The following is a 24,723-nucleotide window of genomic DNA, read 5'->3' as shown; positions in this document are numbered from 1 at the left end:
GTGAACCTCCTTCTCGATACGCATATTCTCCTCTGGGCGGCGGGAGAGCCGCAGCGATTGTCTGTCGAGGCGCTGGAGCTTGTGGAGGATCGCGATAACAGCCTGTACTTTAGCGCCGCCAGCGTTTGGGAAATCGTTATAAAGAATGGATTGCAGCGCCCGGATTTTAACGTGGATGCCCATCTGCTTCGTCGTAACCTTATAGAGAATGGTTACCGAGAGCTGCCGATCGCGTCTCAACATACACTTGCGATTGCTCACTTGCCGCCCATCCACAAGGATCCATTCGATCGGATTCTTGTCGCCCAGGCGGAATTCGAAGGCTTTTTGCTGCTGACGATGGATGATCTGGTGGCGCAATACCCTGGTCCGATTCGTCGAGTGTAGGTAAGTGACTAGTACAAGACTGACAAGCAGATTGATATGCACTCGATGATAGGCGAAGGAGGGATCATGCCTGATACGCGTTTACGTATTGAATTGCTTGATACCCAGCCTTTGGTCTGGCGCAGCCTGTTGGTGCCGCAGCAGATCAACCTGCATCGTCTGCATGAGGTGATCCAGGCTGTCATGGGCTGGCATGACTGCCATCTGTACGAGTTCGAGTGTAATGGCCGCTATTACGGTGAGCCGGACGACTTCGCGGATCGTGATATTGCGCTGGCGCGCAATGCCAAGTTGAACACCTTTCTACCGCGACTCGCCGACAGTGAGTTGCGTTATCTTTACGATTTCGGTGATGGCTGGGAGCATCGCATCCTGGTGGAGGAAAGCGGGTTGCCCGAGACCAATCCCTGCCCGCGTCTGCTGGGTGGCGCCATGGCCTGCCCGCCGGAGGATATTGGCGGTCTTCCCGGCTTCGAGGCACTCAAGGCAGCAGTCGCGGGGCAGGATGACGAGCATGGCCAGATGCTGCTCGAGTCGCTGGATGGCTATTTCGATCCGCAGGACATGGACCCTGACGGCATCGCCTTCATGCTGAAGCCCATACAGGCAGGGTTTCGGCGCGGCGGTCGTTCATGAACGAGCGTAAACGTGGAAACCTAGCGTGATGACGAATTTTCGCGACTTGCCACATCGTCCTCTTTGCGCAGTGCACTGATGAACATTGTGCCTAGTCCGTTAGCATGGCAGAAAGCCTCGAGCTTTTTCTCCACCAGCTTGCGGTAGTAAATGCATACGCCGCCGACGAAGAACAGCATGCTGGCGAACAGAAACGATGACGCTGCAAGGGTTGTCACTTGCCGCTCTGCGGCGGCGTCGAGTTGCCAGAGATAAGGAATCGAGGCGATCGTGAACAATCCCGAACCCAGGATAAACTGGGCCACGGTGACGTTGAACAGCTGCATGTAGATCATCGACGGCGCCTCGACTACCTGCAGCAGGTTCGCGAAGCCGCCGATCACGAACAGCACCGAGCCAATGATGAAGCACCAGCTGCCAAGCGCGACGGCTTCCAGGGAGGGAAGAAAGCATAGGCTGCCCACCGTGAACAGTATCGAGCCAAGTACATAGGACCAGGCCGCTATGTACTCGATATGATCGGCGAAGGTCCGTGTGCTGTGCATGCGCCAATATTTGAGCACCTCGAGCAGATCATGGCCCGTCACCAGCAGATAAAGCAGCGAGCCGGCAAAGAACAGCCAGTCGCCGATGACCAGATACTGCGAGAGTGCCGGAAAGAAAAAGACGCTACCGAAGACGAAAGCCAATCCCCCCAGCTTGTAGCTGAAGGCGTTGATCGTCTCCCAGAGCTTGTGTGAGGTGCTTTTTGGATTAGAGGATTTCAGGTTGGAAACCCGCGGGCGGTGAGTCACTAGATGCGGCATAGGGCTGAGGTCATTGATCGTTTGGATGGCGCTAGTATGGCAAATTTGCGAAAGCCCGAAAATTGCAAAGCCAGACAAACCAAAAGGCGACCCTTGGGCCGCCTTGAAGCTACTTCAAAACATCTTATGCCTCTTCCGCGATACGACTGACCTCGATCGGCAGCCCCTGGCGAATACTGGCGCCACTGACCCCTTCGAGCCAGGTACCCATCACCTTGCGGGTGGGATCGGCAAAGCCGAGATCGTTGATGTTGACGCCGGCGCGCACCCATTCCACGCCTTCCATCGTCTCTCCGTCGATCACATGATCGCTGCCGCCAAGTTCGGTGTGGCCGTAGCTATGCTCGATACCGAGTGAGCCTTTCATGACGCCATCCGTGACCAGGGCAAGCCCGATGGCCTCGCCGCCAGGACTCTTGAGGCGCACGGTGTCGCCATGGGAGATACCGCGATCCCGGGCGTCATCAGTATGCATCAGCACCGGATTGTAGGGCTTGATCATGCGTAGCCGTTCAAGCCCGATGGCGTAGGAGTTCATGATGTTGGACTTGTAAGAAAAGGCCAGCAGCGGCCAGTCCTTTTCGCTGAACACCTCCCGCATCATGCGGCCATCGCTCATCTGCGGCTCTTGATAGCGTGGCGTGCCGCTCAGGCGGTTGCCGGTCTGGCTGTCGATGGCGGTGCCCACCTGCGCGTTGTAGACGCAAAGCGGCTTGGTCCAGGCATTCTTGAGCTTGTCCTCGCCCAGGTAGGCGTCACTGTGATCCTCGAAACGCCCGCCCCGGGCATAGAGATAGGCCACGGGGCCGCGTTCCTCCGCGGGCAGGGTCTGCTCGATCTTCGGCAGCAGGGGCGCGATGCCACCGTGCTGGATGTCGCTTTCATCCGCCGCCGGGAGTGGCTGGTTCATGAAGGCAACGTTGGCGGCGGCGCGCAGGTAGAAGTCCTCGGCGCGGTTGAGTGGATAGACCTTGCCATCGGCGCCGGGAATGGCGTTGTCACCGAATCCCGGCAGACCCAGACGCTTGGCCACGGCGATGAAGAAGCTGTCCATGCTGACCGGTTCGCCGTCCTCGGTCTTCTGCTGGCGTGGCTCCACCACGGGCCAGCAGGCGGTGGTCATCTTGCTGACGACACCGCTCCAGGCACCGGTGAACCCCCAGACTTCATACATCACCGAGTCCGGCACGATGTAGTCTGCATACTGGTTGGTTTCGTTGATGAAGCCGTCGATGGCCACATACAGGCCCAGGTTCCTGGGGTTCTTGAACTTCTCGGTGATCAGCCCCGGTAGTCCGGCCTGGCCATAGAAGGGGTTGGCCATGCAGCCGATCACCGCCTTGAGCGGGTACGGATAGCCGTCCAAGGCGGATGCTAGCTGCTCAGTCAGGATCGGCGGCGCCAGGGAGCGCCAGGGCGCCTTGGCCGGGTAGGGATTTTCGCCCGCCGCCACCTTGCGCTTGTATTCCGAGGTCTTCTCGTAGGCGAAGCGCGAACGGGAGACGAACACGCCCTGGGGCTTGCGCATGTCCGGAAAGCTTTCCAGATCGTAGCGCGGGCCATCCGCCATGCCATTGAACTTGCCTGCCCCCAAGGCCGCGCCGCCCTGACGGTTCATGTTGCCCGCCAGCAGGTTGAGCATCTGGATGCCGTAGGCGGCGTAGAAGCCGCTGCCGGACATCATGCCACCGTGGCAGTCGACGACGGCATCGCGACCATAGGCGGCAAAACGCTCGGCGATATGCTTTATCTGGCTCTCGGCAATGCCGCAGTAATCCGCATACTCCTTGAGAGTGTGCTCGTTGGCGGCGTCCTTGAGCTTGGTTAGGCTGCTCTTGACCTGTACCGGACCTTCCGGGGTCTCGACCTCGCGCTCGACGAACAGGGCGGCCTTGGACACCTTGGAGGCGGGCAAGAGCTGACCGTTGGTATCGACGACCAGCAGCTCGTCGTCATCGCTGTCCGCTTCGGCGTCACCAATATCCGAGCGGCGCAGGAAGTGACCGACCCGAGGGTGATTCTCATCTTCGATCACCAGATGCGTGGCGTTGGTGTAGCCCAGCTCGCCGGCGCTCTCCGCGGCCTGCTGGGTTGGAATGGCCAGATAGTCCGCGGCGTAGGCCTCATGGTCGAGCAGCCACTGCACCAGCGCCATGGCCAGGGCGTTGTCGCTACTCGGACGAATGGGAATCCAGCGGCTGCGCTCTACGGAAGCGTGAGAGGCGGTGGCATTCAGCGCCGGATCGATGACGATGTAATCCAGATTGCCCAGAGAGCGTGCTTCCGCGAGCATGCGGCCCTGACGCTTGAAGGGATTGCCCGCCTGGCTGGGGGCGGTGCCGATGAACAGCGCGAACTTGGCGTTGGCGTAGTCCGGCTTGGTGTGGGCGTTCTTGGCCAGGTCGTCCATCATGGCGCCGGAGCCCATGCGGAATGCCAGGCCGCAATAGGAGCCGTGGTGGCCGTAGTTGCGCGTGCCGAAGGCGTTGTTGCCGAAGCGCTTCAAAAGTGCGGAGCGGCCGTAGTCCGTGGCCTCCATCATCAATAGCTGATTGGCCTTGGGGCCGTATTCCGGATTGTCCGGATCGATCAGCTCGTCATGATTGTGAATGGCGCGTAGCCCGTCCACTTGGCCCTCGCCGAACAGATCGCCGCCTTCGCAGACCTCCTCGATCAATTCCTCGAAGGAAATCTTTTCCCAGCGATGGCTGCCGCGCTCGCCAACCCGCTTCAGGCAGTCGGTGATGCGATGGGGGCTGGTGATCTGGGCCATCATGGCGTTGCCCCGGGCGCAGGCGGTAGAACGCCCGGCCAGCCCCTGCCCTTGATAGCCGCTGACGCTTCTGAGCGCCTCCGCGACCGGGGTCTTCATGGGCAGGTGCGGCTCGGAGGAGAGGGGGTGATAGGGGTTGCCGATGACCCGCAGCACCTCGTCGGTGTTGTTGTCCACCCGGACCCGCACGCCGCACTTGGTGGTGCAGCCGTAGCAGATGGTGAAGGCGGTGCGCTGATCCGGATTCAGCGTCAACTCGCCGCTCTTGGCATCGACGTGATACTCCGGCGCCAGGGCGTTGCCATAGATGTTGTGCTTGGGGGTTTCTCCGGCACTGCCGGTGACGCCCTTGCCCATCTTGATCAGCGGGCCGGAATAGCCGACGGCGAAGGTGGCGGCGCCGCCAGCGGCGACAGCGCCCTTTAAAAGACGACGACGTGACTTATCCATGGCTAGGCGCTCCTGTCGATATGTCAGAAGATGATTTGTCGGTGATCGCCCGGGCGTCGTTGCCGCGCCAGGGGATGAACAGATCGATGAGCAGAATGGCGGCGATCCAGAGCCCGAAGGTGCCGAGAATGCCCATCAGGCCGTAGGAGCCGAAGGCCATGTCGTAGTTGTGGTAGCCGGCACTGTTTCGCGCCACGGTCTGTACATCCATCAACACGACCCAGCGGAACATCCAGGCCACGTGCAGGGCCAGTAGCCCGACCAGCCAGCCCCAGCCCCACAGCCGCTCGCGCAGTCGCAGGACGATGGCAATGACGAACAAAGCGATGCCGGCAATGCCGCCCCACAGCGCGGTATTGCGCCACTGCGTGCTGTCCTTGATGGAGTCCAGGGCAATGGCGACGGAGCCATCCACCGCATTGACGCCGTCCAGGAACCAGGTCAATGCGACAAAGCCCATGGCAATGCAGGCGCCAATCATGACGCTGAACATCTGACGATTGATTACAACATCGCGTACCTGGCTGATGCGGTTGAGCAGCATTACAAGGCCACAGGCGCCGATGAAGCCGGTGGCGACGAAGGCAAACGGTAGCCAGTAGGTATGCCACAGCGGGCGGGCGCGAACGATAGCCACTTCGGCACCGGTATACACCATGATGCCAAGAGAAAGCGCCAAGGCACCCAGTCCCACCAATACCATCAGCGGACGCGGAATTTCCCAGTGACCCCAGGAGAGCCAACCGGCGACCTTGGAGAACCAGCCATCGTCATGCTGACTGCGCGCCTTGAGCGCCGGACGCCAGCTCATCCAGGCCAGCACGACCACGGCGCCGAGATACAGCGGCAGAATAAAGCTGCCAAGGGACATCCAGGACCAGGGGGCAGGGTAACCGTAGAAGTGCCAGAAACGCAGCGGCTGGTGCAGGTCGGCGAGCAGGGCAACCGGTCCTACCAGGGTGGTGCTGACACAGGCCAGCATGGCGATGCGGGCGGTGGGCATCCACGCCTTCTTGCCGAAGATGAGCCCCGGGACCGCCAGCCATAAGGTGGCGTAGGACAGCGCGATCAGGAAGAAATACTGCACCGCCCAGGGATACCAGGCGATCCCGTAGCGCGGAACCAGCATTTCAATGGCCATCGAATTCATAACCGATCTCCTTGCCGTTCTGGTTGGCGACATCCCAGATGGCCGGCTTGATGCCGTCCGGGCGGGTGGTGAAACGCTCGTCCATGCCCAGATAGAAGACCTGGGGCAGGGTGTTCTTTTCCGGTTTGAGCACCATCAGCTCGTCCCGATGTTGCTCGATCAGCTGGCTAATTTCGCTTTGTGGATCGCGCATGTCGCCGATGATGCGAGCACCGCCGACACAGGATTCGACACAGGCGGGCAGCAGATTGGCTTCCAGACGGTGGGCGCAGAAGGTGCACTTGTCTGCGGTCTGGGTGCGCGGGTTGATGAAGCGAGCGTCATAAGGGCAGGCGTTGACGCAATAGGCGCAGCCCACACAGCGATCGCTGTCCACCACCACGATGCCGTCCTGGCGCTGGAAGGTGGCCTGCACCGGGCAGACCGGCACGCAGGGCGGGTTCTCGCAGTGATTGCAGAGTCTTGGCAGCATGAAGGTGGCAAGCTCCCCGGTCTCTTCGTGCTCGACCTCAAATTGGGAGACCACGGTGCGGAAATTGCCCAGCGGCGCGGCATTCTCGATATGACAGGACACGGTACAGGCTTGGCAGCCGATGCAGCGGCGTAGATCGATGAGCATGCCGTAGCGCTTTTCCGGGTCGCCACCGCGACGCGGCGGCTGGTCGTTGATGCCGGCACTGGCCACGCTGGACAGCGGCACCAGGGCAGCTCCGGCCGTAAGCTTTGCAAGCTGGCCGAGAAGAGAGCGGCGAATAGGATCCATAACGCCTCCAAGGATTGAAGGATCGCTGCAAAGAGCGAGGTCAGAATGTTATGGAGTCAGTATGAATCTGCGAGCCAAGAGGGGTCTTGATATCGGTCAAGTACCGTTAGGAAAGTAATTAGTCAATAACCTAAATGCACAAGTGCTGCTCAAGGCTGTAATGCATACTCCAGATGCGATTGTTCATGTTGTAGCAGCCACTTCTTCCGCTCTAGCCCGCCGGCATAGCCGGTCAGCTGGCCATTGCTGCCGATCACTCGATGGCAGGGCACGATGATCGACAAGGGGTTACGGCCATTGGCAGCACCCACGGCGCGGTGGCTCTTGGGGCTGCCTATCTTTCGGGAGATCGCCGCGTAGCTGCAGGTTTCCCCGAACGCAATGGCTCGCAGCTGCCTCCATACGCGCTGCTGGAACTCCGTACCCTGAGGAGCCAGCGGCACATCGAAGGTTTGGCGTCGGCCCTGAAAATACTCCTCGAGCTGAGTCTTGCAGTCGTCGATCAGCGGGTGGGGCTTGACCGGCTCAAAGCACTCATCCACGAAGTCGATGTGGGTGATGCCCGCCTCAGTGGCTTTGATTTGCAGGAAGCCCAGCGGTGAGCCTTCGGGGGTGGTCAGGTAGTCGATGTACATGTCAGTGATTCCACAGTTGCAGGGTGAGATAGCTGCGCCAGGGGGCGGCCCGATGTGGGTCGGCGTCTTCCAGGGCATGTAACTTCTTCTTTACCACCAGGTCGCCACTCAGCCAGATGTCCGGATGGCTGATGCCGCGCATTCGTGCGTAATCCACGGTCCAGCGACCGATGCCTTTCAGCGTCAGCCATTGCTCCGCATCTTGAGGTGCTTCGCTGTCTCGATACCATTCGGCATAACGACGCAGGGTATCGCGGCGGGCTGCGATCATCTTGAGAAAAGTCAGATCGCTGGCGGCGATGCTGGCCGGGGTTGGGAAGCAGCGTCGCTGGTCTTCCAGAGGTTCGCCAAGCGCATCGACCAGATTCTGGACCAGATGGCGCGCGGCAAGTTCGGAGATCTGCTGACCCAGGATGGCTCGCACACCGGCCTCGAACAGATCCCAGATGCCGGGTAAACGCAGTCCTGCAACCAAGGGTAATCCAGGGACTGCTACATTCAGGTGATCTTCGATGGCTCGGGTGTCCGCATCCAGATCGAGCAGGCGGCGAATGTTGCCGACCACGGCTTGCAGGACGGAGACGTCATCGATTGTCAGCGCCACTCTGAAACAGTGCTGCTGCGGATCGTGGGTCGCCGTAAAATGCCCTTTGGCACCGCTCCAAACGAAGGTGCGGCCGTAGAAGTCATCGCCCAGCCATTCCTGGCCCTCGATCAGGCGCCGGGCCAGGAAGTGACGCAAACGCTCCCAGGCAAACGGCGGACGATAGATGAGTTGCAGCACCAGTTCATTGTTGTCAGGGCTTGCATAGTGCCGCAATTGGCTGGGATTGAGCCCCATGCGACTCTTGAAGCAGTCGTTGAAGCGCCGCAAGCTGCGAAAACCGCTTGCGTAAGCCACCTCCGTGATCGGCAGACGGGTTTGATGCAATAGCTGCTTGGCGAACAGGCATTGCTGATAGAGGGCGTAGGTTTTCGGTGCGACACCGAAGCGTTTGTGAAATAGCTGACGCAGATAGCGCTCACCAATGCCCAGGCGCTCACTGAGTTCGATCAGGCTGCCGTGTTGCAGTGCGCCCTGATTGATCAGCCGCAACGCCCGCTCCAAGGTGGTGTCTACACCTTTCCAGGCCGGTGAACCCGGGGCGCTGTCCGGTCGGCAGCGCAGGCAAGGTCGATAACCGGCCTCGGCGGCTTCTACAGCGCTGGCGAAATAAGCCACATTGTGTTCCTGGGGCGGCGTGGCCGGGCATACCGGTCGGCAATAGATGCCGGTAGTCTTGACCGCGGTGAAGAACTGACCATCGAAGCGGGCATCCCGGGCCAGGCGAGCCTGGTGACATGTCTCTCTGTTAAGCACCTGTGCATGTCCAGTGGCATGACGATAGGCCCAGTGTAAGCCCTCTCACGGCAATGACTAGCCGGAAACGGAACTGAACGGTCTCGTCACAGGCACGCCTGATTCCTTGAAATCCTACCAAAGAGAAGCGGTTAAGTTGCCAATCCGCCTGGCAGGCAAGTTGTCGGTCGTGCTAGTTTTTAGCTACGCATTATCAACAACAATCATCCAAGGAGAAATCCATGCGTCTTCTCACTGCTGCACTCGCAGCCTCGCTTATCATTGCTGCCCCCACCAGCATTGCTCAGCAACGTCTCTCCATTGCCACCGGTGGCACCGGGGGTGTCTACTATCCCTATGGGGGCGGTTTGGCCGAGCTGATCAACAAGCATCTCGAGGGGTATAGCGCGGTGGCCGAGGTCACCGGAGCCTCGGTGGAAAACATGGGCTTGATCTATCGAGGGGATTCGGATTTCGCCCTGGTGTTGGCGGATACCGCCTATCAGGCCTACAAGGGGGAGGGGGCGTTCGAAGGGCGACAGGTCGAAGCCACCCGGGCGCTAGGGTCGATCTACCCGAATGCGGTGCAGATTGTGACCATGGCGGATTCGGATATTACCTCACTTGCCGATCTCAAGGGTAAACGGGTTTCCGTGGGGGCGCCGGGTAGTGGCACCGAACTCAATGCCAAGGCGGTGCTCAACGCCAATGATCTGACCTATGACGATATGGAAACCCTGCGGTTGAATTTCAACGAGACCGCGGATGCGCTACGCGATGGCGATATCGACGCCGGTTTCTGGAGTGTGGGGCCGCCGACCAGTTCGATTCTCAACCTGGCCGCCACCCGGGATATTCGCCTGCTGGGATTGAGCGATGAGGAGATTGCCAAGGCCAAGGAAGCCGAGCCGGTGTTTGCCGCCTACGAACTGAAGAAAGGCCTGTATGAAGGCATGGAAGAGCCGGTGCAGACCATCAGCATTCCCAATGTGCTGGTCGTCAATGCCGATCTGCCTGACGATCTGGCCTATGACGTCACCAAGGTGCTGTTCGAGAAGACCGATGAGCTGATCGCCATCCATCCGGCGGCCAATGATACCACGGTGGAGTTTAGCCTCGATTCGACCCCGGTACCGCTGCATCCTGGTGCCATTCGTTACTATGAGGAAACAGGCGCCGAGATTCCCGACAAGCTGCGTCCCTAAGCCCTGAAATGTGGCCTGAAACGAACAGAACCCAGAAACTGGCAGTAGTAGGGCGAGCATCGATGCTCGCCCTTTTCCTGCTGGGGTTGTCGATGATATCCGTTCCTGGCAGGGCGGTCGACGTACCTGCTCGGTTACAGGTGGTGTCGTCCTCGGACACCAGGCTGGTCGATATTCCTCTTCAGCCCGGTGAGCGCTGGTGTCTGGTATGGAATCATTCCGTGACGGGTATTCGAGTGGCGGACTGCTATCGCTATTGGCAGGGGAAAATGGTGTTGGAACGCAGCCATCAACCGGATTTTGCAGCGGGGCTTGGACATATCCCGGGTCGCGGAGTGCAGACGTCCGACGGTGAAGGTGGCTATTGGATCGAGCATATCGATGAGCCGGTACCCGGTAACGGTTATCTATTACGAGTCGGTAGCATGGCCGTGAATCATAGGCTTTGTCATGCCGGCAATATCATCAGTTTGAGCGCCTTGGCGGCAGGGGAGCCTGTCACGGTCCGCCTGCAAACAAACAACCCGATTCCTTGAAGAGAATGCCATGAACGCAACACCCGAGCAGTCTTCTGTCGATCCTGGCACACCCAAGTCCGTCCAGCCGCGTATGGTGCTGTGGTTGATTACCTTGGTAGGCGTGGGGCTGTCGCTGTTCCAGCTCTATGCGGCGGGGATCGAACCGCTCGGACTCTTCTATCAGCGCAGCATTCATATCGCGCTGATCATGTTCCTGGCCTTTCTGATGTTCCCGGTGTTCGGCGCCCAGCGACGCCGAGGCGTGATCGGCTGGGTCATCGATTGTGTCTTTCTGGCGGGTGCCTTCATTACCGGTTTCTACATGGCTTTCAATCTCGACGCGATCATCGATCGTGCCGGGTTCTGGAACCAGACGGATATCCTCGTCGGCTGCATTGCCGTGGTCACGGTGCTCGAGGCCAGCCGCCGAGCGGTGGGACTCGGCATGACCATCATCGGCGTGGTGGCGATTCTCTATGCCTTTGCCGGCCCCCGGGGCGATCTGCCCTGGTTGGCGGACTGGATGCCGGGCATCATGGCGCATCGCGGCTATAGCCTGGATCGCATCGTCGGCCAGCTCTATCTGGGTCAAGAAGGGCTGTTCGGTCTGCCCTTGGGGGTGGCGGCCACCTATATCTTTATCTTCGTGCTGTTTGGCGCCTTTCTGGAAAGCACCGGCGCCGGGCGTTTCTTCATCGATCTGGCCTATGCCGCCACCGGGCGCCAGCGTGGCGGTCCGGCCAAGGCGGCGGTGCTGGCCTCGGCGGGCATGGGGTCGATTTCCGGCAGCGCCATTGCCAACGTGGTCACCACCGGCGCCTTCACCATACCCCTGATGAAACGCCTGGGTTATCGCCCGGCCCAGGCCGGAGGCATCGAGGCGGCGGCAAGCACCGGTGGCCAGATCACGCCGCCCCTGATGGGGGCCGGCGCTTTCCTGATCGCCGAATACACCGGCGTACCTTACCTGGAAGTGGTGAAGGTGAGTGTATTGCCGGCGGTAATGTATTTCGCCACGGTTTATCTGTTCGTGCACATCATCGCCTTGAAGCGTGGCATGCAAGGAATGCCACGCTCGGAATTACCCCAGCTAGGCCAAGTGATGCGCGATGGCTGGCACTTCCTGCTACCCCTGGGGATGCTGGTCTATCTGCTGGTCATGAACATGTCGCCAATGCGGGTAGGCTACTATGCCATTCTCACCATCATTGCCGTGGCGGTGCTGCGCTTCTTGATCTGGTATCTGTTCATCGCGCCGAAGAAGGGGCAGCCGGTGACCGCCGCGGGTTTGAAGGATGTGGCCAAGTCCGGCCTTACGCGGCTAGTCGAGGGATTGGAGCTGGGTGCACGCAATGCGGTGGCGGTGAGCATGGCCTGTGCCGTGGCAGGTATCATCGTCGGCATCGTCGGCTTGACCGGACTGGGACTCAAGTTCTCGGCGATGATGATGGCCTTCTCCGGGGGCAACATCCTGCTGGCCCTGGTGATGGTGCTGTTGGCCAGCCTGGTGCTGGGGATGGGCCTGCCCGTCACGGCGAGCTATATTGTATTGATTGTGTTGGTAGGGCCGGCACTTTCCACGGAGTTCGGCATTCCGCTTCTGATCGCGCATCTGGTGGTGTTCTGGTACTCCCAGGACTCCAACGTGACGCCACCGATCGCTCTGGCCGGTTTCGCCGGCGCCGCTATCGCCGGCAGCAAGCCCATGGAGACTAGCTTCCAGGCCTGGAAGTTTGCCAAAGGGCTCTACCTGATCCCGCTATTCATGGTGTTCAATCCGGAAATCATCATGGGTGGGCCGGTGACGGTGGTGATCTGGAACGTGATCATCGCGATTGCCGCGCTTCTGGCCTTTGCCGCAGCCTTGGAAGGCTATCTGTTCCTGCGCATCTCGGTGATTCCTCGGATGCTGATTGCCTTGGCTTCCGCGGCGGTATTCTATCCCAATTTATTGAGCGAGGTGGCCGGTGTGGCGACCATCGCGGTGTTCCTGGGAGGGAATTGGCTGGCCAGTAAGCGCCAGTCTTCAGCCGGTGCTACATGAACCACGAGTCCGGGTTGAAGGGTGTTGAAGGACGAAATTGTTCGGTGCCGTATTTTACGGCACCGAATAAGAGAATGGCTGAAGGTGCTAGCGAATCCGACGTCGTGTCAGGAGCTGGGTGTCTCATCCTCCACGGTTTCGCGGAGCGCCTGTAGCTCGTCTACCGAGAAATGTTCCAGGCGACCGGCGAGGAGATCACTGATGCGCTGGGAGGGAATGCCCGCGCGACGGGCGATTTCCCGATTGTCCAACTCTGAAAAGGCGATGCGGCGTGTCACAACCCGCATCAAGCGAGAGCGTTTTTCCATGTCTCGGACATCGTCTCTTAAATCGCCTTTTGTATCGAAGCGGCTCTTGCCCTTCGATGATGCTGCCGAAAAGGCGCTGCCGCTAAATTGTCGTACCGCGTTCATGAGGCTCCAATGCCTGACCACTGACCGGTTTAGCATGCGAAATTTTTGCGCATTTCGCTAGTCTCAAAAGCGAGTTCAAAGCATGTTTTTTGTAACGTTTGACTAGATGGTTATTCCTGAAGTGGCGTTGGTCGTATCAATATCTCGTTGACGTCCACATGGGGGGGTTGATTGATGGCATACATGACCGCGTTGGCAATGTCACGATCCTCCAGGGCATGTTCCGGCGCCTGATCGAAGAAAGGTGTATCGACCATGCCTGGTTCGATCAACGTGACGCGTACGCCGCTGCCGCGAAGCTCCTCGCGCAGGTTGTACCCGATCCCGGTAACGGCCCATTTGCTGGCGCTGTACATTGAACCGGGGATGGTGGCGCGTCCGGCAGCGGAGCCGGTCAGCAGTATATGGCCCTGATTCTTGCGTACCATCGGGAGTGTGGCCTGGATGGTAAGACCAACACCGTAAACGTTGGTCATCAGCATGTCGCGCCAGCTTTCGTGGTCGGCCTCGCTAAACCCCCCAGGTGAACCACCCCGACCGGCATTGGCGAAGACGATATCGATGCGTCCGAAGCGCTCCATGGCCTTGTCGACCATGGCTTGTTGATCGTCCATGGAGGTGACGTCGCAGGCAACGGTCAAGGTCTTTTCTGGGCCGAATTCCCGGGCCAGGGCGTCCAGTTTATCGGTGGAACGGGCTGCCAGTACCAGTTTGTAATCTGCTCGATGGGCGGCACGAGCGGTGGCGGCACCAATGCCGGTGGAGGCACCGGTAATCAAAAGGACGCGATCATTCATTTTTGTCTCCTTAGGGTGTTGGCTTTATAGCATGGTAAGTAAACCTCGGGAACGCAACATGATGATGAGATCAAGGTCACCTGATATGACTGTACTTATCAAGACTGTGTCTCATGGAGGCGTACTCGACAGGTCCACATCAGGCTTGGACGATTTATTTGCAACATAGAGGACTGGCTGATGATGACGTTGTGGATGGTCATCGCGTTGTTGTTCGACGCCGCTTATCTAGGGGCGTTCGTACGGGTTTCTCAATGGCCAGCGTTGAGTTACGGCATCCTGGTGGGGCTGATGATAGGGGGGAGCGCTGCCTGGCGTTGGTGGCACAAGCCTTCCTTGCAAGGATGGCAAATAGTACTGCTTTCGCTCAGCCTGTTCCTGCCCTTCACCAGTTGGGCGGCGGTACAGCGTGGTCGAGCGGCAGGCCCAAACGAGGCGGACACGACAATAACGTTGTCTCGGCGTGATATGGGAAAGCGCCTGGGGATGCTGATACTGCTGGGGCTAGTGCTGCTGGCGTCTGTCAGCGGGTTTGCCGAACGGCGCGTGCTCGGGCCAGCACTGTCGCCGACGGAAATCTCGGCGGTCATGACCCTCGACCGTTCCCTGGCGCTGGCGGCGGCGTCCTATGCCTCGGCACGTTTGATCGATCGCGGTATTGCCTTGGCGGCCGAAGCCGAATTGACCCTGCCCTTCATCGGCGGCGTCGCGGTCAAGCCCGGCCAGGTATTCAAGCCGTTGCAGGATATGGCGGAGCGCTATTCCGATGTCATGGTGGTGGCCATGGCGTCGATCGGTATTCAGCGCGTGCTGCTGGAGATGGGAGAGGGCGCTGCGGTGACGGTGCTAGGGAGTCTGAGCGCGCTGTTGTTGATGTCGGCACTGGTGTTTTCGGGATTGTCCCGACGTTTGATGCTGTTGGCTCGTGGTGTCGTGATCGTACTCGTGGTGGCGCGTTTGGCGCTTCCCTTGATGATAACCGGGGTGGGGTTCGTCTCGGATGCCCTTCTGGAAGAGCGACGGCAGCAGGCCCAGCAGGTATTGAACGTGGTCACGGCGGAATTGCAGCAGGCGGATGTCGATACCTTGAAAGAGGATGACGGCCTGACGGGATGGCTGAATGATCTGCGCGAACGCACCTCGGACATGACGCTGAGCGTGCGACAGTTTTCCGATGATATGGTCGATCGCTTCGTTCAACTACTGGTGGTCTATCTGCTCGAGACGCTGCTAATGCCCTTGGCGGCTTTATGGGCGCTGTGGTGGATGCTGCGCACCCTGATCGCTCCCCGGTGGATCACCGGGGAGCGGGAAGGACAGGAGCCGACATGAATCAGATGCGATCGGTGCGCAGGGCGCTGGCCTCGCTATCGTCCAAGGGGTCCTGGTCGGCGTAGCGCTTGGCGCCGGAACGCAGGGTCACACCCAGATTGTGACTGGATTCTTCGGTTTCCTTGGGCAGCAGGTGCTCGATTGCGGACTTCTCTTCGAGCAACTCGTCTTCCGTTGCCTTCATGTACTTGCGTGCTTCATCGTCGACGGACAGACCCTGCACGATCTCGTAGCGTCCATAGCGACAGCGTACCGGGAAGGAGTAGACAATCCCCTTGGCGATGCCATAGCTGCCATCGGAGAAAATGCCCATGCTGACGAAATCACCGTCGCGGGTACCCAGTTCCCAGTCACGCATGTGATCGATGGCGCCTTGAGCGGCGGATGCCGCACTGGATAGACCGCGTGCCTCGATGATCTCGCCACCGCGTTTTTGCACCCGCGGGATGAAGGTCTCCTCGACCCATTTCTTGTCCAGCGTCGGCATCACCGGTTCACCGAACGCCTTGGCATTGCGGACGTCGGGATACTGGGTCGGGCTATGGTTGCCCCACACGGCTACATGGGTGATGTCCTGAGCGTTGGCACCGATATGGTTGCCCAGAATGCCCTTGGCGCGGTTGTGATCCAGGCGGCTCATCGCGGTGAACTGCGCCGGCGACAGATCCGGGGCGTTGCGGCTGGCGATCATGGCGTTGGTATTCGCCGGATTGCCCACCACCAGTACCTTGACGTCCGGATTGGCGAAATCGTTGAGGGCCTTGCCCTGACGACTGAAGATCTCGGCGTTCTCGGCCAGTAGATCCTTGCGCTCCATTCCCTTGCCACGGGGTTTGGCACCGACCAGAAGCGCGTGGCTGACATTGCGGAAACCATCTTCCGCGTTATCGTGCAGGCGCACTCCGAGCAACAACGGGAAGGCGCAGTCCTCGAGCTCCATGGCAACGCCGCTCAGAGCCTGCATGGCCTCGGGTCGCTCGATGAGCTGCAGGATCACCGGCTGATCCTTGCCGAACATGTCACCAGAGGCAATACGGAACAATAGTGAATTACTGATGCTGCCGGCCGCACCGGTGACAGCGATACGAAAAGGACGTTTCAAGTTGGGATCCCTCCTGAGGTTGGATGGTAGCTACAACACCATGCTCGCATTCTAGCGCGAGCAAGGAAACACGCTCGCACAATATCTGGCGCAGACGAGCACATGTTCTCCTGCGCCTACCGCCATCCCAGAGCATAACAAAAACTGGCGCGATTCAGATCTTGCGGCCGTGTTTCGTGTGCGAGTCTACGACTATTTATCGAGCATAGGACGGCGGGGTAGCGTTACTCGCGAGTGCACGTAAGGAAAGGCCCTATCCAGGTAGGTTGCGACATCGCCTTCTGCCGCCGGTCCGAACAGGCTAGGAGGGTACTGATCGAGGACATGCCGACAGTGCTGTTGCAACCAGGCAAAGTCGATGCGACTGAGGATGGCAATACTTCGCATTGTTGCATTGGTCATCAAGAGATCGGCGACCAGGATATCCTTGAACCGCTGCAGCACGTTCAAGTTGACATGAAAATCTTGAGAGCCGTCCAGATAAAGTACGTTGGTAAAGGCGAGCATAATATGTGATTTATTGCCCCCTTTTAATGCCGAATTGGTGACATGAACAGGAGAGTAATAGATGCGATTTCCATCAAGATCGGAGGGAATGGTTTGCCATGCATACCAATGATTTTTCTCTATTCGAAAGGTGTTTTCATCATCCGGATGTTGCGAGTGTTGCATGAGGCGAATCTCGGAGCCTGATCGATTCGCCAGTATGGTAAAGGGAGGTCTTGGTACGCAATACGAAATTACTGGCCTGGATTATCTGCAAAATATAATGATAATCCCTTTTCAAGTATCACCTGTCTAAGTAAAACTAATAAATAATATTTTTTGTCAGCCAGATAAGCGTTGATGATCGCAAAAGTAAAGGCCGTATTATTTAGAGAGTGCGCGCTGCTCACGGTAATCGACGATTTCACCGCTGCGCAGCATGACACGATAAAATCTGAGCTCACGCTTGACGATGGGTGCCAGAACATAAATTCCGATGATATTCGGTACGCCAATTAAGAATATCAAGGCATCGGAAAAAGAGATCAGTGATTTGAGCTGTGTCATGGAGCCAATCACGGTAAAAAGGCAGAACACCAGTTTGAAAAGGTGGCCCCGCCATCTGCTCTCGCCGAACAGATAGCACCAGCCTTTGAGACCGTAGTAGGACCAGGCAAGCGCCGTGGAAAAGGCAAACAGCCACCCAGCAATTGCCAAAGGGATTGGCAGCCAGGAAACGTTGCGAGCGAAGGCGTCGGATGTCATTTCGATGCCACCAATATCGGTAGTAAAGGCAGGATCATAGAAAAGTGTCGTCACGATGACCAAGCCGGTCAGCGTGCAGATGATGATGGTGTCGATAAAGGGCTCTATCAGTGCCACATAACCTTCAGTGATGGGGTGCAGGGTGCGAACTGCCGAATGGGCGATGGCGGCCGAACCAAGGCCAGCCTCGTTGGAAAATACCGCGCGCTGAAAGCCGATGATGAAGGCTCCCAAGGCACCGCCGGCGGCTCCTTCGGCAGTGAAGGCGCCACGGAAGATAGCAGTAATGGCATAGGGCAGGGCTTCGGCATTCATGGCGATGACCACCAATGCCATGGTGCAGTAGAGAATTGCCATGAACGGCACCACCTTTTCGGTGACGCGGGCAATCGATTTGATGCCACCGATAATGACCAACCCGATCATGGTCGCCATGAGCGACCCTAGTATCCAGCTTTTGTCGGCAAACCAGCTGACATCACTGCCTCCAGTAATATTGACCAGCTGGATGACGGCTTGCTGTGACTGAAACATATTACCGATGCCCAGGCAGCCAACGATGATGCCAATTGCGTAGAAAGCTCCCAGAAAACGTCCAAGATTAGGAAAGCCGCGGTCAGCCAAGCCCTGTTTGAGGTAGAACATTGGGCCGCCGGATACCGAACGGTCACTATTTTGTCGTCGATAATAGGTCCCCAATGTGCACTCGACGAACTTGAGTGACATGGCCAGGAAGCCGGCAACCACCATCCAGAATACGACCCCGGGCCCGCCCAGAGACACGGCAAAAGCGACGCCGCCAATATTACCGATGCCTACCGTGCCCGATACGGCGGTGGCCAATGCCTGAAAGTGGGAGACCTCTCCTTCGTCATCAGGATGGGAGTAGTCGCCTCGGAGCAATTTTATTGCATGACCAACGCCGCGCAGATTGATGAAATTGAAATAGAGCGTGGCAAATACAGCGCCGAGCGCAAGCCACAGCACTATGATCGGCAATTGAACGCCAAGCACGGGCAGGCTGAAAAAGATTATCGATGAAACGACCTTGGAAGCAGGCTCGAAAAGCGAGTTTATATTTTCATCAAATGTTGCGGCTAGAATCGGCGTACTTGTTCCAAACAGTAATGGCAGCCATAGAAAGCATGACCAAGATAGCTCTTTTATATTATGTAAATAATTACGCATGCAGGCGCCCTGTTATTTCACATATGACTCTTTTATGTTGTAACGACCATTTTCGTGTCGATGAGGCCATCTAACTTCCAATACGACTTTGGTATAAGGTAGGCAAATGGCTACGGGACAGCGCAGAACAGCGTTCAAGCAAAACGTCTCGATAGAAAGACACTCCAATACAAAGGCTTGGCATTTTTTATCTTGATTCATTCCGGAAACTGTAAGCACAGATCACCCACTGGCTCCATCCTTTTTTTGCCTCTGGTCCTACTTCCTTTCTGAAGGCCTCCCTAGTGTCGGCACTAAATGCAATCGACGTCTAGACTCAGTAACTGACGACGAAGGAATCGCCGTACAAAATTACGATAGTTCGGGAGCAGTGGCATGGAACAACGCGAACAGCTCGAGAAGTGTCTGAAGCCTCATTGGGTGTGGGCCATTGCCTTTGGTTCCGCTATCGGCTGGGGCAGTTTCGTGCTACCGGCGGACTGGATCGCCATGGCGGGTCCGCTTGGGGTGATGTTGGGGCTCAGTATCGGGGCCGTACTGATGATCATCATCGGTGTCAGCTATGGCTTTCTGATCAAGATATACCCTGTTACCGGCGGTGGATTTTCTTATGCCTATTTGGGCTTTGGGCGCAATCATGCCTTTTTCTGCGGCTGGTTCTTGACCTTGGGCTACATGTCCATCGTGGCCTTGAATGCCTCGGCGCTGGCCTTGCTAGGCAAGTTTCTGATTCCCGAAATAGTCGATGTCGGTCGGCTTTATAGCGTCGCCGGTTGGGATGTGTATCTGGGCGAGATCGTGGTAGCCAGCGTGGCCTTGATCCTGTTTGCGTTGATCAACATTCGCGGGGGAAGCTTTTCTGGCAAGAGTCAGTTTGTGTTCTGCATGTTGTTGATCATAGGCGCGGTTGCGGTGGTGGTAGGCATGATCCTGGCGCCTAGCACCTCCTTCAGCAATCTCGAGCCTTTGTTCAAACCCGGTGTGTCGTCCTGGGCGGCGGTACTCTCCATCGTTGCCATTGCTCCCTGGGCCTATGTGGGCTTCGACAGCGTTCCCCAGGCGGCGGAGGAATTCGATTTTTCGCCGGCCAAGGCATTTACGCTGATCGTATTGGCCCTCGCCATGGCCGCAGTGCATTACTCCGCCCTGGTGATGGCGACGGCGCTGGCGATGCCTTGGATGGAGCTGGTCGATCAGTCTCCGGTATGGGGTACCGGGGAAATGGTGCAGGCCACCTTGGGTAATCTAGGTTTGGCCGCCCTGGCACTCGCGTTGCTGATGGGGATAGCAACGGGTCTCAATGGCTTTTACATCGCTACCAGTCGCTTGATGTTCGCGTTGGGCCGGGCTGGTGTTCTGCCCTCCGTCTTCGGCCAGTTGCATTCGAAGTACCGTACACCGACAGCGGGCATCCTGTTTACCTGTGGTCTTTGTTTGGTGGCGCCTTGGCTTGGCCGTGAGGCCCTGCTATGGGTCGTCGATATGGCCGCCACCGGTGTCGCTATCGCTTACTTTTATTGCTGCGCGGTCGCTTATAAATGCTTCAAATGGTCCGAACAGGGGATCGGCAAGCATTATGAGGGCTGCGTGTCTCCCTTCAAGAAGTTGCTGTCGCTGCTTGGTGCGATCAGCAGTCTGTCGTTCCTGGGCCTCCTGCTGATCCCTGGTTCACCAGGCTTCTTGAGTGCCCCGTCCTGGATTGCGCTGATTATCTGGTCGGCGTTGGGACTGGCACTCTATATCTATCGTCGGAAAATCGTGCGGCACAAGTCGAAGGAGGAACTCGATCATCTCATCCTGGCGTCCAGCGATGTGTGATGTGTAGTGATGGAGGATAGTGGCGCCCAGTTGGGTTCGGCAGCAGCGCTAAGTCTAAGCAAATGCACTGTTGTCAGCGGTGGCTTCAGCATCAATGGCGGCGATCGACTGGGCTGCCTTGTGCAGCGCCGGCAAAAAGCTCAACGCTTTCTCCCGGGACAGGCGCATGGTAGGGCCCTGGATCGCGAGCCCCAGATTGGAGCGGCCCTTGGCGGCAGGCACCAGCACGGCAATGCACAAAAGCCCAGGCAGGAATTCTTCATCATCGAAGGCGTAGCCGTCATTGCCGACACGTTCGATTTCGCCTTCGAGGGAGGTCAGATCGGTCAGGGTGTTGTGGGTAAAGCGTTCCAAAGGTACATGAGCTAGCAAGCGCTTGCGCTGAGCGGGCTTCATCTGGGCCAGGAACAGCTTGCCACTGGCTGAACAGTGCACGGGGACCTGGGAACCTGGGTGCAGATAAAAGCGTAACGGCGCCTGGGTCTCGACCCGATCGAGATACAGCACTTCGTTACCCGAGAGGGCGGTGATATTGCAGCTTTCACCGACCTCCTTGACGAGCTGGCTGAGCACCGCATGGCGTGCGCCCTGAACGGTGTTGTTGAGCAGCAGATTTTCGGCCAGACGGCGCAAACGTATACCGGTGCCGTATTGGCGGTTGTCACCGTCACGTTGCAGCATGCCGGCGGTTTCGAGTTGTTGCAGCATGCGATGTAGGGTCGGCTTGGGTAAGCCGGTTTCTTCCACCAGTCCTTGAAGGGTGAAAAACTGATCCTTTTCGGCGATGACTTCCAATAACGACAGGAGACGTAAAGCAGGGGTATCGCCATCGATCTTGGCTGTTTCGGGCTGCATTTCGGGCTTCATAGCGACGGTCTCGACGGAGGTGATGAACAAGCCAGGAGAATGATAATTCCTGAATTTGATAGAAAGCATACCATTTTTTGAAATTTGTGTTGACGTCGATCATTGGAAAGACTAGATTCAGCATCAGTTCCAGAAAATGGAATAAAACGTACCAAATAAAGCAAACGCTCACTCCGGAGGGTTTTCCATGAGCACCCAAGACAACACAGACAACCGTCAGGTTGTTCAAGGCAAGCAGAAGATGACCCCGTCCGAAGCCTTCGTCGAAACGTTGGTGGCCAACGGTGTTACCGATATGTTCGGCATCATGGGCTCGGCCTTCATGGATGCCATGGATATCTTTGCTCCGGCGGGCATTCGTCTGATTCCGGTGGTACACGAGCAGGGCTCTGGTCACATGGCAGACGGTTATGCCCGCGCCTCCGGCCGCCACGGCGTGCTGATCGGCCAGAACGGCCCAGGCGTCTCCAACAGCGTGACCGCTATCGCTGCGGCCTTCTGGGCCCACACCCCGGTCGTCATCATTACGCCGGAAACCGGCACCATGGGCATTGGCCTGGGCGGCTTCCAGGAATGTAATCAGCTGCCAATGTTCCAGGAGTTCACCAAGTACCAGGGGCATGTCACCCATCCCGCACGTATTGCGGAGTTTACCGGCCGCTGCTTTGATCGTGCCATGTCCGAGATGGGCCCGACCCAGCTCAACATTCCCCGGGACTACTTCTACGGCGAAATCGAGGCAGAGATTCCCCGCCCGATGCGTCTGGATCGTGGCCCGGGCGGCACCAAGAGCCTGGACGAAGCCGCGGATTTGCTGGCCAAGGCTCAGTTCCCGGTGATCATTTCCGGTGGCGGCGTGGTCATGGCGGATGGCGTGGAAGAGTGCAAGGCGTTGGCAGAGCGCCTCAACGCGCCGGTGGTCAATAGCTATCTGCACAACGACTCCTTCCCCGCCAGCCATTCGCTGTGGTGTGGCCCTCTGGGTTATCAGGGTTCCAAGGCATCGATGAAGCTGATGGCACAAGCGGACGTGGTCGTCGCCCTGGGCACGCGTCTCGGGCCCTTCGGCACCTTGCCCCAGCACGGCATGGACTACTGGCCGACCAACGCCAAGATCATTCAGATCGACGCGGACCACAGGATGCTCGGATTGGTCAAGAAGATCTCCGTGGGCATCTGCGGCGATGCCAAAGAGGCTGCTGTCGCCCTTACTGAGCGGCTACAGGGCCGTGATCTGGCCTGCGACAGCAACAAGGACGAGCGCGCCAAGACCATCAAGAGCGAGCAGGACGCCTGGCAGAAAGAGCTTGATGAGTGGACTCATGAGCGTGACGATTACAGCCTTGACGTCATTGAAGAAAACAAGCAGGAGAAGACCTTCTCCGGCGGCGATTACCTGCATCCGCGTCAGGTGCTGCGCGAGCTCGAAAAGGCGATGCCGGAAGACGTCATGGTCTCTACCGACATCGGCAACATCAACTCCGTGGCCAACAGCTACCTGCGCTTCGAGAAGCCGCGCAGCATGTTCGCTGCCATGAGCTTCGGCAACTGCGGCTATGCCTTCCCCACCATCATTGGGGCCAAGGTCGCGGCACCGCATCGCCCGGCTATCTCCTATGCCGGCGACGGCGCCTGGGGCATGAGCCTGATGGAAACCATGACCTGCGTACGGGACAACATCCCGGTCACCGCGGTGGTCTTCCACAACCGTCAGTGGGGCGCGGAGAAGAAGAACCAGGTGGACTTCTACGGCCGCCGCTTCGTTGCCGGCGAGCTGGAAAACCAGAGCTTTGCCGAGATCGGTCGTGCCATGGGCGCTGAAGGTATCGTGGTGGACAAGCTTGAAGACGTTGGCCCGGCGCTGAAGAAGGCCATCGACATGCAGATGAACGAAGGTAAGACCTGCATTCTCGAGATCATGTGTACCCGTGAACTGGGCGACCCGTTCCGTCGTGATGCTCTGAAGAAGCCGGTGCGGATGCTGGAGAAGTATCAGGACTACGTGTAAGGAAGACGTATTTGCTGCGCTCGATGTCATGGCTGCCGCCGGCGCTGGTATGAACGCGCCGGAGGTGGCACATCTTTCATCGATTGCGTGGTAAATAAATGCTTTCCTTGAGCGCTCAAGTCTAAGGCCCTGATTCAATGAGGTATTCTCATTGGGTCGGGGTTTTCTCGCTTTCCAACTTACTTTCTAAAAAGAGTGTTCATCAGGAGGTGCCGATCATGCAGGTGCTTGACAACATCATGGCGCGTGCCAAACAGGCGCGTAAACGTATCGTTCTTTGCGAAGGCGACGACCCACGAGTATTGAAAGCAGCCGTTCGCGCTGCTCAGGATGGCATTGCCGACATCAGCCTGGTCGGTGAACGTGCCGGGATCGAAGCGACAGCGACCGACAATAACCTGTCCCTCGATGCCATCACCCTGATCGATCCCGCTGAGTCGTCGCTGACCCCCTCCCTGGTCGAGACGCTGTATCAATTGCGTCATAAGAAGGGCATGACTCAGGAGCGGGCTGAACATGAAGTGCAAAAGCCCCTGGTCTTCGCCGACTTGCTGGTGCGTCTGGGGCATGCGGACGGCTCGGTCGCCGGTGCCGTGCATACCACTGCGGATGTAGTGCGCAGTGCCATTCAGATCGTGGGGGTCAAGCCCGGCGCCAAGCTGGTGTCGAGTTTCTTCTTGATGGTAATGGAAGAACCACATCATCGCCGCAAGGGTGGCATGATCTTCTCTGACTGTGGCCTGGTCATCGACCCCAAGGCCGAAGAGCTTGCCGAGATTGCCAAGGCGGCGGCCGACAGTGCTCGTGCCTTGCTTGGTGAGGAGCCTAAGGTGGCCATGCTGTCGTTTTCCACCAACGGCAGCGCCAAGCATGCGGCGGTGGACAAGGTGGTCGAGGCGGCACGTCAGGTGAAGGCCGAACGCCCTGAACTCGCCATCGATGAGGATATACAGCTCGATGCCGCCATCGTTCCGGAGATCGCACAACGCAAATTGCCGGACTCCCGGGTCAAGGGCGAAGCCAATGTATTGATTTTTCCCGATCTCGAGGCCGGCAACATCGGCTACAAGCTGGCGGAGCGCATCGGCGGAGCCAAGGCCATCGGGCCTATGCTGCAGGGGCTGGCCAAGCCCGCCAACGATCTTTCCCGGGGCTGCAGCGCCGATGACGTCTATCATGTAGTCGCCGTCACCGCGCTACAGGCTCAAGCGGTCGAGCAAGAATGAGCATGGTTGTGCGCG

The 24,723-nt window shown here is 58.2% G+C and carries 21 protein-coding genes; 9 read left to right on the top strand and 12 right to left on the bottom strand.

All coding sequences use genetic code 11. The annotated features are described in order from the left end of the window. Window positions 1-387, top strand: coding sequence for a type II toxin-antitoxin system VapC family toxin (locus ACPF7Z_RS09185; RefSeq protein WP_425192941.1), 387 nt, complete (start codon window positions 1-3; stop codon window positions 385-387). 66 nt (window positions 388-453) lie between these two features. Beyond that, window positions 454-1,023 (top strand): plasmid pRiA4b ORF-3 family protein, encoded by a 570-nt coding sequence (locus ACPF7Z_RS09180; RefSeq protein ID WP_425192940.1) that lies wholly within the window; start codon window positions 454-456, stop codon window positions 1,021-1,023. A gap of 20 nt (window positions 1,024-1,043) precedes the next feature. Here ACPF7Z_RS09180 and ACPF7Z_RS09175 read toward each other — a convergent pair whose 3' ends face one another. From ACPF7Z_RS09175 to ACPF7Z_RS09150, 6 genes are all read right to left on the bottom strand, one after another. Further along, on the bottom strand, window positions 1,044-1,829 hold the full coding sequence (locus ACPF7Z_RS09175) for a YrhK family protein (RefSeq protein WP_425192939.1): 786 nt from the start codon (window positions 1,827-1,829) through the stop codon (window positions 1,044-1,046). Between the two features lie 124 nt (window positions 1,830-1,953). Continuing rightward, the gene (locus ACPF7Z_RS09170) at window positions 1,954-5,052 is read right to left on the bottom strand and encodes a molybdopterin dinucleotide binding domain-containing protein (protein ID WP_425192938.1); all 3,099 of its coding nucleotides are present in this window, start codon (window positions 5,050-5,052) and stop codon (window positions 1,954-1,956) included. Beyond that, window positions 5,045-6,202 carry an NrfD/PsrC family molybdoenzyme membrane anchor subunit gene (gene nrfD / locus ACPF7Z_RS09165; RefSeq protein WP_425192937.1) on the bottom strand — a complete coding sequence of 386 codons (1,158 nt, stop codon included), beginning with the start codon at window positions 6,200-6,202 and terminating at the stop codon, window positions 5,045-5,047. The genes ACPF7Z_RS09170 and nrfD overlap by 8 nt, the downstream gene beginning before the upstream one ends. Further along, window positions 6,183-6,965: a sulfate reduction electron transfer complex DsrMKJOP subunit DsrO gene (gene dsrO, locus ACPF7Z_RS09160; RefSeq protein ID WP_425192936.1), complete on the bottom strand. Its 783-nt coding sequence runs from the start codon at window positions 6,963-6,965 to the stop codon at window positions 6,183-6,185. Before dsrO ends, nrfD begins: the two co-directional genes overlap by 20 nt. A gap of 149 nt (window positions 6,966-7,114) precedes the next feature. Beyond that, complete coding sequence (locus ACPF7Z_RS09155) at window positions 7,115-7,600, bottom strand: methylated-DNA--[protein]-cysteine S-methyltransferase (protein WP_425192935.1); 486 nt, start codon at window positions 7,598-7,600, stop codon at window positions 7,115-7,117. 1 nt (window position 7,601) lies between these two features. Then, a complete protein-coding gene (locus tag ACPF7Z_RS09150) occupies window positions 7,602-8,960 on the bottom strand; it encodes a DNA-3-methyladenine glycosylase 2 family protein (protein WP_425192934.1) in 1,359 nt (452 codons plus the stop codon). Between the two features lie 221 nt (window positions 8,961-9,181). On the opposite strand from ACPF7Z_RS09150, the gene ACPF7Z_RS09145 reads away from it, so the two are divergent. The 3 genes from ACPF7Z_RS09145 to ACPF7Z_RS09135 all read left to right on the top strand — a co-directional run bounded on the left by ACPF7Z_RS09145 (window position 9,182) and on the right by ACPF7Z_RS09135 (window position 12,706). Further along, window positions 9,182-10,144, top strand: coding sequence for a TAXI family TRAP transporter solute-binding subunit (locus ACPF7Z_RS09145; RefSeq protein ID WP_425192933.1), 963 nt, complete (start codon window positions 9,182-9,184; stop codon window positions 10,142-10,144). 62 nt (window positions 10,145-10,206) lie between these two features. Further along, on the top strand, window positions 10,207-10,680 hold the full coding sequence (locus ACPF7Z_RS09140; RefSeq protein ID WP_425192932.1) for a DUF1850 domain-containing protein: 474 nt from the start codon (window positions 10,207-10,209) through the stop codon (window positions 10,678-10,680). A gap of 10 nt (window positions 10,681-10,690) precedes the next feature. Continuing rightward, entirely contained in the window at window positions 10,691-12,706 is a 2,016-nt protein-coding gene (locus ACPF7Z_RS09135; protein WP_425192931.1) for a TRAP transporter permease, read from the top strand. Window positions 12,707-12,813: 107 nt separating this feature from the next. Here the strand turns inward: ACPF7Z_RS09135 and ACPF7Z_RS09130 are convergent, their stop codons facing one another. Together ACPF7Z_RS09130 and ACPF7Z_RS09125 are read right to left on the bottom strand one after the other, a co-directional pair. After that, window positions 12,814-13,014, bottom strand: coding sequence for an XRE family transcriptional regulator (locus ACPF7Z_RS09130; RefSeq protein WP_425192930.1), 201 nt, complete (start codon window positions 13,012-13,014; stop codon window positions 12,814-12,816). 215 nt (window positions 13,015-13,229) lie between these two features. Beyond that, window positions 13,230-13,916 (bottom strand): SDR family oxidoreductase, encoded by a 687-nt coding sequence (locus tag ACPF7Z_RS09125; RefSeq protein WP_425192929.1) that lies wholly within the window; start codon window positions 13,914-13,916, stop codon window positions 13,230-13,232. A gap of 180 nt (window positions 13,917-14,096) precedes the next feature. On the opposite strand from ACPF7Z_RS09125, the gene ACPF7Z_RS09120 reads away from it, so the two are divergent. Further along, window positions 14,097-15,248 (top strand): hypothetical protein, encoded by a 1,152-nt coding sequence (locus tag ACPF7Z_RS09120; RefSeq protein ID WP_425192928.1) that lies wholly within the window; start codon window positions 14,097-14,099, stop codon window positions 15,246-15,248. A 1-nt stretch (window position 15,249) separates the two neighbouring features. On the opposite strand, the gene ACPF7Z_RS09115 is transcribed toward ACPF7Z_RS09120, so the two are convergent. The 3 genes from ACPF7Z_RS09115 to ACPF7Z_RS09105 all read right to left on the bottom strand — a co-directional run bounded on the left by ACPF7Z_RS09115 (window position 15,250) and on the right by ACPF7Z_RS09105 (window position 18,789). Next, complete coding sequence (locus ACPF7Z_RS09115) at window positions 15,250-16,350, bottom strand: malate dehydrogenase (protein ID WP_425192927.1); 1,101 nt, start codon at window positions 16,348-16,350, stop codon at window positions 15,250-15,252. A 192-nt stretch (window positions 16,351-16,542) separates the two neighbouring features. Then, window positions 16,543-17,022, bottom strand: a complete 480-nt coding sequence (locus ACPF7Z_RS09110; protein ID WP_425192926.1) for a hypothetical protein — start codon at window positions 17,020-17,022, stop codon at window positions 16,543-16,545. Window positions 17,023-17,220: 198 nt separating this feature from the next. Then, the gene (locus ACPF7Z_RS09105) at window positions 17,221-18,789 is read right to left on the bottom strand and encodes an alanine/glycine:cation symporter family protein (protein ID WP_425192925.1); all 1,569 of its coding nucleotides are present in this window, start codon (window positions 18,787-18,789) and stop codon (window positions 17,221-17,223) included. Window positions 18,790-19,164: 375 nt separating this feature from the next. On the opposite strand from ACPF7Z_RS09105, the gene ACPF7Z_RS09100 reads away from it, so the two are divergent. Then, entirely contained in the window at window positions 19,165-20,607 is a 1,443-nt protein-coding gene (locus tag ACPF7Z_RS09100; protein WP_425192924.1) for an APC family permease, read from the top strand. Between the two features lie 54 nt (window positions 20,608-20,661). On the opposite strand, the gene ACPF7Z_RS09095 is transcribed toward ACPF7Z_RS09100, so the two are convergent. Further along, the gene (locus tag ACPF7Z_RS09095; RefSeq protein ID WP_425192923.1) at window positions 20,662-21,462 is read right to left on the bottom strand and encodes an IclR family transcriptional regulator; all 801 of its coding nucleotides are present in this window, start codon (window positions 21,460-21,462) and stop codon (window positions 20,662-20,664) included. Between the two features lie 199 nt (window positions 21,463-21,661). Between ACPF7Z_RS09095 and xsc the strand changes: the two genes are divergently transcribed. Next, complete coding sequence (gene xsc, locus ACPF7Z_RS09090) at window positions 21,662-23,482, top strand: sulfoacetaldehyde acetyltransferase (protein WP_425192922.1); 1,821 nt, start codon at window positions 21,662-21,664, stop codon at window positions 23,480-23,482. 218 nt (window positions 23,483-23,700) lie between these two features. Next, entirely contained in the window at window positions 23,701-24,708 is a 1,008-nt protein-coding gene (gene pta / locus ACPF7Z_RS09085; RefSeq protein WP_425192921.1) for a phosphate acetyltransferase, read from the top strand. The last annotated feature ends 15 nt before the right edge of the window (window positions 24,709-24,723 follow it).

This window comes from Halomonas sp. GXIMD04776 (assembly GCF_049808615.1).
Classification (GTDB): Bacteria; Pseudomonadota; Gammaproteobacteria; order Pseudomonadales; family Halomonadaceae; genus Modicisalibacter.
This window is presented reverse-complemented; position numbering and strand designations above follow the sequence as displayed.

Bases quoted from the DNA above. Each gene is read 5' to 3' on its own strand.
- ACPF7Z_RS09110 (WP_425192926.1), bottom strand. From the start codon at position 17,022: ATGCAACACTCGCAACATCCGGATGATGAAAACACCTTTCGAATAGAG.
- ACPF7Z_RS09170 (WP_425192938.1), bottom strand. From the start codon at position 5,052: ATGGATAAGTCACGTCGTCGTCTTTTAAAGGGCGCTGTCGCCGCTGGC.
- ACPF7Z_RS09175 (WP_425192939.1), bottom strand. From the start codon at position 1,829: ATGCCGCATCTAGTGACTCACCGCCCGCGGGTTTCCAACCTGAAATCC.
- ACPF7Z_RS09105 (WP_425192925.1), bottom strand. From the start codon at position 18,789: ATGCGTAATTATTTACATAATATAAAAGAGCTATCTTGGTCATGCTTT.
- ACPF7Z_RS09125 (WP_425192929.1), bottom strand. From the start codon at position 13,916: ATGAATGATCGCGTCCTTTTGATTACCGGTGCCTCCACCGGCATTGGT.
- ACPF7Z_RS09145 (WP_425192933.1), top strand. From the start codon at position 9,182: ATGCGTCTTCTCACTGCTGCACTCGCAGCCTCGCTTATCATTGCTGCC.
- ACPF7Z_RS09155 (WP_425192935.1), bottom strand. From the start codon at position 7,600: ATGTACATCGACTACCTGACCACCCCCGAAGGCTCACCGCTGGGCTTC.
- ACPF7Z_RS09095 (WP_425192923.1), bottom strand. From the start codon at position 21,462: ATGCAGCCCGAAACAGCCAAGATCGATGGCGATACCCCTGCTTTACGT.
- nrfD (WP_425192937.1), bottom strand. From the start codon at position 6,202: ATGAATTCGATGGCCATTGAAATGCTGGTTCCGCGCTACGGGATCGCC.
- ACPF7Z_RS09130 (WP_425192930.1), bottom strand. From the start codon at position 13,014: ATGGAAAAACGCTCTCGCTTGATGCGGGTTGTGACACGCCGCATCGCC.
- pta (WP_425192921.1), top strand. From the start codon at position 23,701: ATGCAGGTGCTTGACAACATCATGGCGCGTGCCAAACAGGCGCGTAAA.
- ACPF7Z_RS09140 (WP_425192932.1), top strand. From the start codon at position 10,207: ATGCTCGCCCTTTTCCTGCTGGGGTTGTCGATGATATCCGTTCCTGGC.
- dsrO (WP_425192936.1), bottom strand. From the start codon at position 6,965: ATGGATCCTATTCGCCGCTCTCTTCTCGGCCAGCTTGCAAAGCTTACG.
- xsc (WP_425192922.1), top strand. From the start codon at position 21,662: ATGAGCACCCAAGACAACACAGACAACCGTCAGGTTGTTCAAGGCAAG.
- ACPF7Z_RS09135 (WP_425192931.1), top strand. From the start codon at position 10,691: ATGAACGCAACACCCGAGCAGTCTTCTGTCGATCCTGGCACACCCAAG.
- ACPF7Z_RS09180 (WP_425192940.1), top strand. From the start codon at position 454: ATGCCTGATACGCGTTTACGTATTGAATTGCTTGATACCCAGCCTTTG.
- ACPF7Z_RS09120 (WP_425192928.1), top strand. From the start codon at position 14,097: ATGATGACGTTGTGGATGGTCATCGCGTTGTTGTTCGACGCCGCTTAT.
- ACPF7Z_RS09100 (WP_425192924.1), top strand. From the start codon at position 19,165: ATGGAACAACGCGAACAGCTCGAGAAGTGTCTGAAGCCTCATTGGGTG.